Origin of the sequence: Sorangium sp. So ce204, from assembly GCF_051526795.1 — a bacterium.
Taxonomy (GTDB): domain Bacteria; phylum Myxococcota_A; class Polyangia; order Polyangiales; family Polyangiaceae; genus Sorangium; species Sorangium cellulosum_B.
In genome coordinates, this window is record NZ_CP150317.1 from 7,354,844 (window position 1) to 7,367,161 (window position 12,318).

The following is a 12,318-nucleotide window of genomic DNA, read 5'->3' on the forward strand; positions in this document are numbered from 1 at the left end:
CCGGCCTTCGTCATTTCTCTCGCCACGGATCCTGTCCGCCCGCCGCATCGCGGAGGGCCGACGCGGACGGCGCCGCGTCAGTTCGCGTCGAACGAGACCCAGGCGCCCGTCGCCCAGGTGTCATCGGCCTTGAAGGCGCCGATGTAGCTCGCCTCCGGGTCGAAGAAGCCGTCATCCGGCGGGGTCGCCGCGTTCTCGGTGAGCGTGGCCTCAGGCCGGAAGTCGGGCGTGGCGGCGAAGCAGTCGGCGAGCCCAGGATCCTCGGTGCTGTTGGTCGCCTCGCCCTCGAACCACGCGACCTCGTCCGTGCCAGCGTCGTCGTCGTCGTCGAGCTTCGACTCGGTCGCCGCCTCGGTGTCGGTCTCTTCGTAGGCGATGTTCGCCTCGATGTTGCCGAAGAAGATCGAGCTCGCGAGCTCGACCTCGGTGAGCTCGTTCCGGAGATCCACCCCCGCCTCGAAGCCGGTCACGATGGTGTTGAAGACGTGGGCCTTCGTCGAGCGGCGGAGCAGCATGCCGTACTGCTGCTTGTCGACCTCCTTGTTCTTGCCGCACAGGGTCGCGTTGTAGATCGTCGGCTCGCTGAGGGGCGTGTTGGCCGACGAGTCGGCGTCGTTGTCGCCCTCGAAGCCGTTCGTCTCGTCGGCGACGGACGGATCCTGCTGGAGCGCGAGGAACTGGAGCTTGCCGGTGTAGCCGAGGTCGAAGTCGAAGCCGTCGTCGCCGTTCTGCGCGCAGATGAGGTGCTTCGCGTTGACGGTGCCGCCGAAGAACTCGAAGCAATCGTCGAGCGTGTGGTGCACCATCACGTGATCGACGGTCGTCCCGGAGCCCACGCCGGCGAAGGTGAGGCCGTTGACCTCGTTGTCCTGGGAGAGGAGGATCCCGCTGTACTCGATGCGCACGTACTCGAGGACACCGCTGCTGTCCGCGGGCTTGTCGCCGCCGTACTCCGTGCCTTCGCCGGTGATGCCCTCGACGCTGGCCTTGCCGCCTTCGACGTTGACGGGCGCCTCGCCGAGCAGGATGACGCCGCCCCAGTCGCCAGCGGCGCGATCGCCCTCCTCGCCCTGGCTCGTGAACACGATGGGCTTGCTCGCCGTGCCCTTGGCGTTGATCTTGGCGCCGGGCTTCACGACGAGCGTGGCGAGGCTCACCTTCTCGCCCATGATCTTCGTGCCGGGCTCGATGGTCAGGGTCGCGCCGCGCTCGACAAAGAGGATCCCCTTCATGAGGTAGCACTTGTCGGCGGTCCACGTCGTGCTGGCGGTGATCGCCTCGCTGACCTCCACCGGGGAGGAGCAATCGGCGCTGACGTCGCCACCACCGCCGCCTTCGCCACCGCCGCCCTCGCCGCCACCACCACCGTCACCGCCGCTGGCGGAGCTGCTCGCGGACGAGGTGCTTGTCGAGGTCGGGGAGACCGAGTCGTCATCGCCGCACGCGGCGAACGCCGCGACGGAGAGCGCCGAGGCGCAAACCAAGCCCAATTTGAATGTACGCAATTTATTCTACCTCCTCCCCCAACATGGCGCATGTAGGAAAACTCGTGACGAGCGCGGCGTGACGATTCAATGGCAGGTGCTCAGTAGGTGAACGCTGCGCTCAACGTCACAGTCGTTCCGACACTGTACTGGCTGACGATCTTGTCCTCATCGCCGTCGCTCCCCTTGGTGACGCGGATGGGCGCATCGATGAGGTTCTCGCCGGCCAGCTTCAGCTCGATGTGCTCGCCGAGGCGCTGGGCCAGGGTCAGGTCGATCTGGTGTCGCGGCTGCTCGTACTCGTCCGCCAGCCCCTTGCGACCCACCCGCTTGAGCCGGGCGCCGAACACGTTGTAGAGGAGCCGGGCGCTCGTGCCCGTCGACTCGCTGGCGTAATCGAGCCCCAGGTTCACCACGAAGGGGGATTGCCCCTGAAGAGGGTGCGTCGGGGTGCTCTCGATGGTGACCCCTCCCTCGTTGTCATCGGGATCGATCGTCACTTCCGACTGCACGAACGTGAGGTTTCCGAGCGCCGTGACGTCCTTCAGGAGCGGGGTGATGAAGCCCAGGCCCTTCCTGAGCTCGAGCTCGACCCCGGCGACATAACCGGCTTCTGCGTTCACGTAGCTGAGCCTGCCCCTGCCGCCGTTCGGGAAGATGATCTCCTCGATCGGATCCTGGAAGTGCTTGTAAAAGACGCTGACCGCGGCCACCTCACCGGCCGTCGGGAAGGTCTCGAAGCGGAGATCGGCGTTCACGACGCTCGTCCGCCCGAGGTCCGGATTGCCTTCCGCCTCCATCCCGCTGTATCCTTCCTGATACAAGGTCGGGCTGAGCTCGCGGAGCTGGGGTCGGGCCAGCGTCCTGGATACGCCGAGCCTGACATTCGAGATCGAGCTCGCCTTGAAGATGACGTTGGCCGCAGGCAAAATATCGACCTTGTCGCTCTCCTCCTTGATCTCCGGGCTTGCCGGGGAGTACCTGTCGAACGCCCGCAGCGACAGCGTGGAGGCCTCGATCCGGGCGCCGAGCACCGCGCGGAGCCATCGTGTGATGGCGGCGTCGGTCATCACGTAGCCTGCATAGAGATCGCTGTTCGCCGTGTAGGAGTCGGTCTCGCGCGTGATCTCCTCCAGCTCGAGCGCCGTGCCGATGTTCTCGTCCGAGAACAGCTGGCCCGGTTCCTGGCGCAGGATCGTCGGGTCCGAGCCCGGGCGCTGCTTGAACCGGAACCGGCGCGCGTTGAACTCGCGCTCTCGAAGGTTGAACAGACCGCCCAGCTTCACCCGGGTCGGGGTGTCCCCACGAACGAGAGGCTGGGTATAGGAGAGCTGCCCACCGTAGTTCGTGTCGGTCATGTCGCTGAAGAAGTGGGCGCCGCTCAGCGTGCCCTCGTCCCACGCGTAGGCTCCGCTCGTGTCGTCCCTGATGTAGACGGTCTCCCTCGTATCGGGCTCGTCCGAGGACGCGTGGGAGATGGACGCCTTCCAGTCGAGGGTGCCGCCGTCCAGCGCTCCGAAGCGGTGCTCTCCCTGGAGCTGACCCAAGGAGAGGGCGCGGGAGATGAACCGCTGCAGGGTGTCGCGAAACGCGCTGCTGCCGTCTGTAGGGTTCCCGCTGATCTCGCTGGCCAGATCCTCCGACGAGCGGCTGTGGAGTCCGGTGATCGTCACCTTGTGGTTTTGATCCGGGTTGTAGGTGACGCTGGCGAAGGAGCCCCAGGACACCTGATCACGGATGCTTCCGGTGCTGGTGTCGCCGTTGGGTACGGGCTCGCCGCCCAGAGGATCGGGATCGAAGGTTCTGGTGCGCTCTTCAGTGCGCGGAGCGAACTTCCGGCCATAGCTCAGGGTGGCGATGTAACCGAGGCGCTGCTCGCCGCCGAGCTTCAGGGTGTCGCCGACGACCACGCTGCCGCTCCCGTTCGGCGGGGTGAAGGACCGCGTCGTCGCCATCGACGAGTTGATCGCCCGCCCATAGGCCGTCATCTCGTCCCTCGTGACGGTGCCGCCGCCAGGCTTGGGGCCGAGCCGCACCACCTTGTAGTCGGGGATCTCGGCGGGGAGCGCGCGCGCGCCGCCGTCGATCCCGAGCCAGTCGGTGCCCGATCCGGCGTAGGTCAGGCGATCACGGAACGTCGCCTGGCTGTTCAACCCGAGCGACAGCGATGCCTGGAACAGGAATTGGGTCGGGAGCTCGCGCGTGTTGATCTGGACCGAGCCGCCCGCGAAGTCGCCGGGGAGATCGGGCGTGAACGTCTTGACGACGGTGATGTCGCTGAGGACCAGCGACGGAAAGAGGTCCAGCGGGACGGCCTGCCGGTCGGGCTCGGGGCTCGGCAGGGGGGCGCCGTTCAGGAGCGCGTTCGTGTAGCGCTCTCCCAGGCCGCGGACGTAGACGTACCTGTTGTCGACGACGGTCGCGCCGACGATGCGCTTCGCGGCCTCGGCGGCGTTGCGATCGGGTGTCTTCGCGATCTCCTTCGCGCCCACGGCATCGCCCACGTGGGCCGCGTTCTTCCGGATGAGCAGCTGCGCCGCGACGCTCGCCCGCTCCGGCTCGAACTCGACCTCGATGACCTCCTCTGTCTGCTGATCGGGATCGAGGCCGACATCGACCTGGACCACCTGCCCGGCCGTCACACGTACGTCCTGCACGCGCTGCGGCTTGTGCGCCTCGTACCAGACGCGCAGCTGATGGGTGCCCGGCGGGAGCTCCAGGCGATACCGCCCGTCGAGGTCCGCGATCGCCTTGAGCTTCGTCCCCACGACGGACACCTGGGCGTCGAGCAAGGGCTCTTTCGTGGCGGTGTCGGTGACGACGCCCCACACCACGCCTTTCCCCGCGGGCGGCGGGCGCGACGGGCTCGGCTCGTCGAGCCCCGCGACGTCCTCCGCCGCAGGACCACCGGCCTGAGGCGCCGCGCCGTCTGGCTGCGGCGCGGCGGCTCCGGGGTCGCCCTGCGCGAGGGCCGTGGCCCCCCAGCAAAGCGGTGTCACCAGCGCTGCGACTACCCCCGAGATCCTTCTGCGACTCATGCACCTGTCCCTTCGCGCGCTCCGAGCCCGGGCGCGACTCTCGATTCGATGGCCGGGCGCACGCGCGCCCGTCTGATGAGGAGAGCGGAGGGCCACCTCGCGCCCTCTCCCGTGCACCCCGCCGCGCCCGCGCGCTCGAGCGACGCGGCGGCGGCTCCCGCGCGCCTCGACTTCACCTCATCGGGCCTCTGCCCTGGCTCAGCGCGCGGGCTTCTCCGTCAGGACGGCGATCGTCTTGGCCCCGCCCATGCGCGCGGCGTCCATGGCCTCCACGGCGACCGCGTAGACGGCCTCGTCATCCGCGTCGAAGTAAAGAACGTTGTCCGAGCGCGCCGCGAAGATGCGCGCGAGCCGCTCCTTCAGCTCGCCGCGCTGCACCTCGGCCTGGTTGATGCGGAGGACGCCGCGCTGATCCACCGTGAGCACCACGGGCTTGTCGGCGTCGATGGGAGGCGGCGCGAGCTTCGCGGTGTCGTCCTTCTTGGGCAGGTTCAGCCAGAGCTGCTTGGCGAGCAGCGGCGTCACGACCATGAAGATGATGAGGAGTACGAGCACCACGTCGACGAGCGGCGTCACGTTCATGCTCGGCGCGACGCCGCGCGTCTTCCCTCCGCTGCCTCCGCCCTGCGGAACGCTCATCCCCACGGCGCTATCCCTCCTCCGGCGCCGCGGACGCCCCGCCGCCCCGCTGGCTCACCTGCAGCGAGATCCCGGCGAACCCGACCTCCTGGCACAGCGCGAAGGCCTCCCGGACGCGGCCGTACCGCACCGAGGAGTCGCCCTTGATGACCACCCGGCGCTCCGGCTCGGCGGCGCGGATGGCCCGCAGCCGCTCGCCGAGCGCGCCGAGGTCGGCGACGGCCTCCTTCTCGAGGAACATGGTGCCTGCGCCGGTGATCGTCACGTAGATCGGATCGAGCTTCGATTTCGACTTCGGATCCGGCTGAAACACCGCCGGGAGCTCGACCCGCTCGCCGTGCTCCATCTGGGGCGCGATCACCATGAAGATGATGAGGAGCACGAGCACCACGTCGACGAGCGGCGTGACGTTGATCTCCGGCTCAGGCGGCTGCTGCCGACCCGAGCGACCGCTCTCCGCTCGAACGCCCATGTTCGTTCTCCATCTCGTCGATGAGCTCACCCGCGCTGCGCTCGAGCGCGAGCTCCACCGCGGCGATCCGGGTGGTGAGGTAGTTGAAGCAAAGCACCGCCGGGATGGCGACCCCGAGCCCGAGCGCGGTGACGATGAGCGCCTCGGCGATGCCGGCGCTCACGGCGCCGAGGCCGCCCGAGCCGGTCGAGGCGATGGTCTGGAAGGCCGTGATGATGCCGATGACGGTGCCGAGCAGCCCGACGAACGGGGCCACCGAGCCGACCGTCGCGAGCACCGACAGGCCGCGGCGCAGGTCGGCGGAGATCGCCTCCCGGCGCCGCGACACCTCGCGGCGCGCGAGCTCCACCGGCGGCACGCCGCCGTCGCCGGCCTCGACGGCGCGCTGGAAGCGGCGCACGGCCGCACCGACGAGCCGGGCCAGCGCGGAGCGTCCATAGCCGTCGGCGATCGAGACGAGCCGCGCGGTGTCCCAGGCCTCCATCACGGGGCGCGCCTCCCTCGCGAAGCGCCGGGTCTCCGACGCCTGACGCGCGAGCGCGATGAGCCGCTCCACCACGACGGCGACGCTCGCCAGCGCCATGAGCACGAGGGCGAACGCGACGAGCTTGCTCAAAAGCCCCATGGTCGCCCAGATGTGCCCGAGATCAAACTGCATCATGGTTACAACCTCCTTCGTTCCTCGCGCGAGAGGCCGCGTCCGCGGCCGCGCGCTCGACGTCATCTCTTCGCCTTGAACGGGATCCGGACCGTCTTGAAGGTCGACACCGGCCTCCCCTCGTGGATCGCCGGCCGGTAGCGCCACGTCTTCACTGTCGCGAGCACCACGTCGTTAAACAGCGGATGGCCGCGGACGATGGTCACGTTCGTGACCTCGCCGGTCTCGGTCACCACGAACCTGACGACCACGGTGGCTTCTATGCCCGCGCTCCGCGCCCCCTCGGGGATGGGAGGGAGGGAATTGGAGAGCGCGACAGGCGGCGTGGCGTTCTCGGGGAGGTGAATCGGCCCTTTCGGCTGCGGAGGAGGAGGCGGCGGTGGCGGCGGCGCGGGCGCAGCCACGGCGGCCGTCCCCGTGCCGCCGGGGACCCCGCCGGGCACGCCGCCCGGTACGCCTCCAGGCTCTCCGTAGGTGTCGTCGTCGCTCGCCTTGGCCTGGCTCGGGTCCGCCTCCGCCGGCGCCTCGCTGGGCACGGCGGTCGGCGCGACGAGCGCCGGACGTCTGGGCGCCGCGGGGCGAGGCGCCGGAGCCTCCGCCGCCGGCGGCGGGGGCGCGGGCGCGGGCGCCGGGGCGACGGGGGGCGCCTCGGGGACCTGGGTGGCGAGCTTCACCTCGACGACATCCTCTTCGGGCGGAGGATGCGCGATCGCGCCGCTCAGGCGGGCGGCGGCGAGCCCGATGGCCGCGAACAGCAGCAGCCCTGCCGCAACCCCGATCGCGAGGCGCTTTGCCCGCTCAGGATCGGCCTCCCCTGCATTCCACGTTTCAAGATACATCGAGGCTCCCGGCACACGCCGGCGACGACACCAGAGCTCCACCTGACCTCATGAGAGGGACCTGCACGCTTCAACGATGTCGCCCAGCATGTGAATCACCGTCTGCACGGTACACTGGCTGCCGTTGCGGCCCGGTGACGGCGGGGCAACGATTGTCGTGCTCGCCCGGCCGGGCGCTCAGGCGCTGCGGCTCTCGGGGAGGTCGGGCGAAGCGGCGAATCGATAGCCGATGCCGCGGACGGTCTGGATGTAATCGCCGGCGCGGCGCAGCTTGTCGCGAAGCCGCTTGACGTGGGTGTCCACGGTCCTCGTCGTGATGCTCACGTCGATGCCCCACACGCCGTCGAGGAGCGCGGTGCGCGTCTGCACGCGCTCGCGCGCCTCGTACAGCGCGACGAGGAGCTTGAACTCGAGGAGCGTCAGCTCGATCTCCTCGCGCTCGACCCACACGCGGTGAGCGCCCTCGTCGATCCGCAGGCACCCGAACTCGATGCTCCGCTCTCCCTCTCCGGAGGACTTCGCGCGGCGGAGCACGGCTTGCACGCGCAGCACGAGCTCCCGCACGCTGAACGGTTTGACGACGTAGTCGATGGCGCCGAGCTCGAAGCCGACGATGCGGTCGACCTCGTCCCCGCGCGCCGACACGATCATCAGGGGGATCCGCTGGGTGCCATCGCTCTGCTGGAGAGCACGGCACACCTCGGTCCCCGGGATGTCGGGCAGCATGAGATCCAGCAAGACGAGATCGGGCCGCTGGTCCACGGCCAGCCGGACCCCTTCACCGCCCTGCCCCGCGAGAAGCACCTCATGCCCGGCTTGCCTGAGGTTGTAATCGAGCACCTTCTGGAGCGCCGGCTCGTCCTCGATGACCAAAATCCGCGCCATGGTGAAGAGCGCGTGTACCCGAGCGATGTGACGGACCGATGACCGGATCGCAACAGGGCGGTGCGGCCCCGAAAAGACCGCACGGGCACGCAGGCGCGGCGGACGCACGGCGGGATGTGGTAGGGGAGCGCAGGCACGGCGAAAGGTCACGCGGGCGCGGCGCGGCGCGGCGCGGCGCGACGAGACGAGACGAGACGAGACAGACGAGGTGCCCCGCAGGCGCGCGGCGAAAGGTCGCACGGGCGGGGCGAGATGCGCTAGTCTCGCCGGGATGCTGCGGACTTTGCGACTCATCGCGGCCGACGTGCGCCAGAAGGCCACATGGTGCTACGGCAGCGATCCACTGCCGACCATCCTGAAGACGCTGGCGACCGACGGCACGGCGGCGATGGTCCTCTACAGGTTCACGCAGGCCGCGCGGGCCCACCGGATGCCGGTGCTCGAGATGGTGCTCAACAAGGCGACCAACCTGGCCGGCGGCTGCGTGATCGGGCGCGGCGCGGACTTCGGGCCCGGGTTCGTGCTCATCCACTCGAACGGCGTTGTCATCAATGGCAACGTCCGCGGCGGATCGAACGTGCTCATCGAGCACCAGGTGACCATCGGCGCCGATCGGCGGCAGACACCGGTGCTCGGGAGCGACCTCTTCATCGGCGCGGGGGCGAAGATCGTCGGCGGGGTCACGGTCGGTGACGGCGCCAGGATCGGCGCCAATGCCGTGGTCGTGCACGATGTCGCGCCGAACACCACGGTCGTGGGCATCCCCGCGAAGCCCGTGCAGCGGCGCGAGGACCGCGCCGCCCGGCCCGCCGCGCGCCCGGCCGCGGACGGGACGAACAGCTCGCAGAGCTGACCGGCGCTCTATCGAGGCGCCCGGGAGAGGAGCTCTTGCCTGAGCTCTGCGATCTCTTGCCGGAGCGGGCCGATGAAATCGGCGCTCAGGGTGCGGTTCCGGCCCTGCAGCGCGCGCGCCGTGTGCCACTTGCTGAGCGCGAGCCGCGCGCCGGCGCGGATGAAGCTCCGCCCTGTGGCGCCGCGCCAGCCCAGGGTGCACCGGAGCCGGCCGATCGGCGAGCAGACGAGCTCGAGTTCGTCCTGGGTGAGCATGCCGAGCGCGACCTCGTCGCGCAGATGATCCCGGATCACCCAGCCCTTGCGGATCACGAGCGCCACGATGATCCCGAAGAACGACGCGACGAAGCACAACCAGAGCAGGAGCCACGGCATGAAGATGTCCCCCATCGCGCGCCCCAGCGCGGTGGGGAGGAAGTTCCACACCGCGTGCAGCGCGACGCCGAGCAGGTAGCCGCCGATCGGGGCCGCCGCGCGCACCCACGTCTTCGACGACTCCCGGGCGAGCCCGAAGCCGATGCCGGTCATCGACGTGAACAGCGGGTGGAGCCAGGGCGTGAAGACGCCCCGCAGGACGAACGTGCCGGCGAGGACGTCGCTGCCCTGCATCGAGGCGCGCGCGTAATAGAGCACGTTCTCCACCGCGGCGAAGCCGAGCGCGCAGAACGTGGCGTAGATGATGCCGTCGACGATCCCGTCGAACTCCCGGCGCAGGAAGTAGAAGAAGCCGAACACGCCGAGCCCCTTGAAGAGCTCCTCTGCGAACGGCGCGCTGACCGACGCGCTGACGAGCTCGCCGGCCGGCTCGCCGAAGTTGCTCGAGACGCCGATGTGGACGCCCGTGTTGATCAGGATCGAGAAGCCGGTCGCCGCGAGCGCGCCCCAGAGGAACGCCATCAGCAAGCACCACCACGGCTCGGGATCGTACCGATCGATGATCATCGGGACGAACAGGTAGAGGACGAGCGGTGGGAACGCGAAGAGCGCCCCGACGAGCATGGCGCTCAGCATGCTCCCCCCGGACTCGATGACGCCGAGGAGCGTGAAGAGCACGTTGAGGACCGCGCCCGCGATGAGGCCGATGGCCCACAGCCACAGCCCGGCGATGCGCAGCCGCCGGTCGGGGTCGAACCTCCGAGCGGCCGCCGGGTAGCCCGCGTGGTGATGCGCATACGCGTGACCCTGCGGCCCCCGCGCGTAGCCCTGCGGCCCCTGCGAATACGCGTGCCCCTGCGGCCCTTGCGCATAGCCCTGCGGCCCTTGCGCATAGCCCTGCGGCCCTTGCGCATAGCCCTGCGGCCCCTGCGGATACGCGTGCCCCTGCGGTCCGTGCGCATAGCCCTGCGGCCCCTGCGGATACGCGTGCCCCTGCCCGTAGCCCTGCGCTGGCTGCGCGTGCGCGTACCCCTGCGGCGCCTGCCCGTGGCCCTGCTGCCCATGCGGCGGTTGCCCCATGGAGCTCTGCCCCGCACCTTGCGCCGGATACCCCGAAGGGCCCTGCGCGCGCTCGCTCAAGCGCTCCGCCGGCCGGGGTTGTTGCGGCACGCCGGGGGAATCGGGACGATGTCCGTGGGGATTGTTCATGGATCGAGCGCTCTCGCGAAAGCCTCGTGACAGCGGGTGACCGTTCAGCCGAGGCGAATCCCCGCCGCGCGCGTGGAGCCGAAAGCAGCGGTGACGATCCGCGGCGGGCGACGCCAGCCTCGGAGCTGTCGCTCACGCCCGTGGGATCGAAGTATCACGGAATATTTCTACCACGGCGGGGACGCGCCGGGCATATATCCCAGCAGCTTCGCCACGGCGCGCTGCCGGCGAAGAGCGCGGAGGCTGTGACGCTCCGCTTCCACGGGTTCCACGAGCTGTCGGGGGTCGGCGGGGTAACGCGGCAGCGGCTCCTCCGCGCCGGGAACGTGGCGGGAGAACGTCAGGGGCGGACGACGCGCGTGCCCGGCGGAGGCGTGAAATCGAACTCGGTCTTCCCGACCGGCTGATTCACGACCGGCGACGAGAAATCGAACCGGTTCCGGTTGCCCTGCGCGTCGAGGATCAGCACGCGGCGGACCTGGTTGGTCTGCCCGTCCACGTAGAGGAGCATCTTCTGATACGCAGGGGTCGCCTCCTTCGGCGTCCCCTCGAGGACATAGCCGCCCTCGAACTTCATCTGCGCAGGATCGAGCAGGCGCAGCGAGAAATCCTTCGTGAGCTGCCCCTTGCCCATCAAGAACGCGAGCGCCGCCGGATACTGAGAGCCCTTCACCGGGGTCTCGAACATCTGCTCGTTGTCCTTCTCGTAGACCTTGATCGTGACGCCGTCGGAGACGACCCGGTTTCCGTTCGGCGCGTCGTAGATCCAGCTCATCTTGCCCGGCTTCTCGAAGGTCACCTTGCCGGTGGAGACCTTCTTCACGTCCTGGACCTTGATCGTGTAGGTCTGGGTGAAGCTCGCCTTGAAGGTCTTCGTGGAGTCGTAGAACTGCTGGACGCGCCTGCCGAGCTCTTCGGCGGTGGGACCCGCGGCCTGGGACTCGCCGGCGGTCGCGAGCGTCGCGAGCACGACCGTGAGGGGCGCCGTCAGCCCGATGAGGCACGCGGCGGCGAGGCGGTTGAGTGAGGTTCGCGTCATCCTTCCCGATCTCCTTTGATGTCCAGAGGCGTCTCGCCCCCACCCGTCGGCGACGGGGGCGCCGGCGATGCACCGCCGGTTCCGTGCCCTGGCAGCCGCACCCTCGCTGAAGCCGGGGCGCGCCGCACATTTTCATGTTGGACGCGGCGCGGGAGCGTCCGATGCAGGCTCCATAGCACACGGGATGTGCGCCAGGACCGCCCCCGCCGGCCCCCGGTCAGCGGTCAGCCGAGGCGCCTCCCCGGCGTCCCCATGCGCAACCAGGGAGCCGCGTCGGCCCACGCTCACCCGAGGCGCGCCCGTCGCGGCCGGGCGCGGCGCGGGACGGGCGCGCCCGACGCCGCCAGCGCGGCCGCGAAGCCAGCGGCGCTGAGGTGGGTCATCGCGATGGCCAGCGCGTCGGCGGCGTCCGGCCGCGGAGGCGCGGCGAGGCGCAGGACCGCGGTCATCACCTGCGCGACCTGCGCCTTCTCGGCCGCGCCCCGGCCGACGATGGTCCGCTTCACCAGCGCCGGCGGATACTCCGAGATCGGCACGCCCGCGCGCGCCAGCCGCAGCAGCACGACCCCGCGCGCGTGGCCGAGCTTCGCCGCGCTCTGCGCGTCCTTGGCGAAGAACAGGCTCTCCACCGCGGCCGCGTCGGGCGCGAGCGACGCGATCACCTTGCCGAGCTCGTCGTCGATCTCCACGAGCCGGGCGGCGAACGTCCCGCTCGTGTCGATGTCGATGACGCCGTGCGCGACGTGCTCGATGCGCGTGCCCTGCCGCACGAGCAGGCCCCACCCGAGGTGGCGCGAGCCGGGGTCGATGCCGAGGACCCGCATCGGC

Annotated in this window: 11 protein-coding genes; 1 reads left to right on the plus strand and 10 read right to left on the minus strand. The window is 69.8% G+C overall.

Going from position 1 to position 12,318, the window contains the following annotated elements; genetic code table 11:
- Nucleotides 1–77: 77 nt before the first annotated feature.
- The 7 genes from WMF22_RS27460 to WMF22_RS27490 all read right to left on the minus strand — a co-directional run bounded on the left by WMF22_RS27460 (nucleotide 78) and on the right by WMF22_RS27490 (nucleotide 8,015).
- The gene (locus WMF22_RS27460; RefSeq protein WP_438031691.1) at nucleotides 78–1,484 is read right to left on the minus strand and encodes a hypothetical protein; all 1,407 of its coding nucleotides are present in this window, start codon (nucleotides 1,482–1,484) and stop codon (nucleotides 78–80) included.
- Between the two features lie 101 nt (nucleotides 1,485–1,585).
- Nucleotides 1,586–4,522, minus strand: coding sequence for a carboxypeptidase regulatory-like domain-containing protein (locus tag WMF22_RS27465; RefSeq protein ID WP_438031692.1), 2,937 nt, complete (start codon nucleotides 4,520–4,522; stop codon nucleotides 1,586–1,588).
- Nucleotides 4,523–4,720: 198 nt separating this feature from the next.
- Entirely contained in the window at nucleotides 4,721–5,161 is a 441-nt protein-coding gene (locus WMF22_RS27470; RefSeq protein WP_438031693.1) for an ExbD/TolR family protein, read from the minus strand.
- 10 nt (nucleotides 5,162–5,171) lie between these two features.
- A complete protein-coding gene (locus tag WMF22_RS27475; protein WP_437292960.1) occupies nucleotides 5,172–5,633 on the minus strand; it encodes an ExbD/TolR family protein in 462 nt (153 codons plus the stop codon).
- Complete coding sequence (locus tag WMF22_RS27480; RefSeq protein ID WP_437292961.1) at nucleotides 5,584–6,294, minus strand: MotA/TolQ/ExbB proton channel family protein; 711 nt, start codon at nucleotides 6,292–6,294, stop codon at nucleotides 5,584–5,586. The genes WMF22_RS27475 and WMF22_RS27480 overlap by 50 nt, the downstream gene beginning before the upstream one ends.
- 59 nt (nucleotides 6,295–6,353) lie before the next feature.
- Nucleotides 6,354–7,130, minus strand: a complete 777-nt coding sequence (locus tag WMF22_RS27485; RefSeq protein ID WP_437292962.1) for an energy transducer TonB — start codon at nucleotides 7,128–7,130, stop codon at nucleotides 6,354–6,356.
- Nucleotides 7,131–7,307: 177 nt separating this feature from the next.
- Nucleotides 7,308–8,015, minus strand: coding sequence for a response regulator (locus tag WMF22_RS27490; RefSeq protein ID WP_437292963.1), 708 nt, complete (start codon nucleotides 8,013–8,015; stop codon nucleotides 7,308–7,310).
- Between the two features lie 271 nt (nucleotides 8,016–8,286).
- Between WMF22_RS27490 and WMF22_RS27495 the strand changes: the two genes are divergently transcribed.
- Nucleotides 8,287–8,868, plus strand: a complete 582-nt coding sequence (locus WMF22_RS27495; protein ID WP_438031694.1) for a serine O-acetyltransferase — start codon at nucleotides 8,287–8,289, stop codon at nucleotides 8,866–8,868.
- An 8-nt stretch (nucleotides 8,869–8,876) separates the two neighbouring features.
- Here the strand turns inward: WMF22_RS27495 and WMF22_RS27500 are convergent, their stop codons facing one another.
- The 3 genes from WMF22_RS27500 to ruvC all read right to left on the minus strand — a co-directional run bounded on the left by WMF22_RS27500 (nucleotide 8,877) and on the right by ruvC (nucleotide 12,314).
- Nucleotides 8,877–10,322 (minus strand): PrsW family glutamic-type intramembrane protease, encoded by a 1,446-nt coding sequence (locus tag WMF22_RS27500; RefSeq protein WP_438031695.1) that lies wholly within the window; start codon nucleotides 10,320–10,322, stop codon nucleotides 8,877–8,879.
- A gap of 469 nt (nucleotides 10,323–10,791) precedes the next feature.
- The gene (locus tag WMF22_RS27505; RefSeq protein WP_012237707.1) at nucleotides 10,792–11,490 is read right to left on the minus strand and encodes a LolA family protein; all 699 of its coding nucleotides are present in this window, start codon (nucleotides 11,488–11,490) and stop codon (nucleotides 10,792–10,794) included.
- A gap of 284 nt (nucleotides 11,491–11,774) precedes the next feature.
- Nucleotides 11,775–12,314 carry a crossover junction endodeoxyribonuclease RuvC gene (ruvC, locus tag WMF22_RS27510; RefSeq protein WP_437292967.1) on the minus strand — a complete coding sequence of 180 codons (540 nt, stop codon included), beginning with the start codon at nucleotides 12,312–12,314 and terminating at the stop codon, nucleotides 11,775–11,777.
- Nucleotides 12,315–12,318: the final 4 nt, after the last annotated feature.

What these genes read in the sequence shown, in the direction of transcription:
- WMF22_RS27465 (WP_438031692.1), bottom strand. Translation starts at nt 4,522, where the DNA reads ATGAGTCGCAGAAGGATCTCGGGGGTAGTCGCAGCGCTGGTGACACCG.
- WMF22_RS27470 (WP_438031693.1), bottom strand. Translation starts at nt 5,161, where the DNA reads ATGAGCGTTCCGCAGGGCGGAGGCAGCGGAGGGAAGACGCGCGGCGTC.
- WMF22_RS27475 (WP_437292960.1), bottom strand. Translation starts at nt 5,633, where the DNA reads ATGGGCGTTCGAGCGGAGAGCGGTCGCTCGGGTCGGCAGCAGCCGCCT.
- WMF22_RS27480 (WP_437292961.1), bottom strand. Translation starts at nt 6,294, where the DNA reads ATGATGCAGTTTGATCTCGGGCACATCTGGGCGACCATGGGGCTTTTG.
- WMF22_RS27485 (WP_437292962.1), bottom strand. Translation starts at nt 7,130, where the DNA reads ATGTATCTTGAAACGTGGAATGCAGGGGAGGCCGATCCTGAGCGGGCA.
- WMF22_RS27490 (WP_437292963.1), bottom strand. Translation starts at nt 8,015, where the DNA reads ATGGCGCGGATTTTGGTCATCGAGGACGAGCCGGCGCTCCAGAAGGTG.
- WMF22_RS27495 (WP_438031694.1), top strand. Translation starts at nt 8,287, where the DNA reads ATGCTGCGGACTTTGCGACTCATCGCGGCCGACGTGCGCCAGAAGGCC.
- WMF22_RS27500 (WP_438031695.1), bottom strand. Translation starts at nt 10,322, where the DNA reads ATGGGGCAACCGCCGCATGGGCAGCAGGGCCACGGGCAGGCGCCGCAG.
- WMF22_RS27505 (WP_012237707.1), bottom strand. Translation starts at nt 11,490, where the DNA reads ATGACGCGAACCTCACTCAACCGCCTCGCCGCCGCGTGCCTCATCGGG.
- ruvC (WP_437292967.1), bottom strand. Translation starts at nt 12,314, where the DNA reads ATGCGGGTCCTCGGCATCGACCCCGGCTCGCGCCACCTCGGGTGGGGC.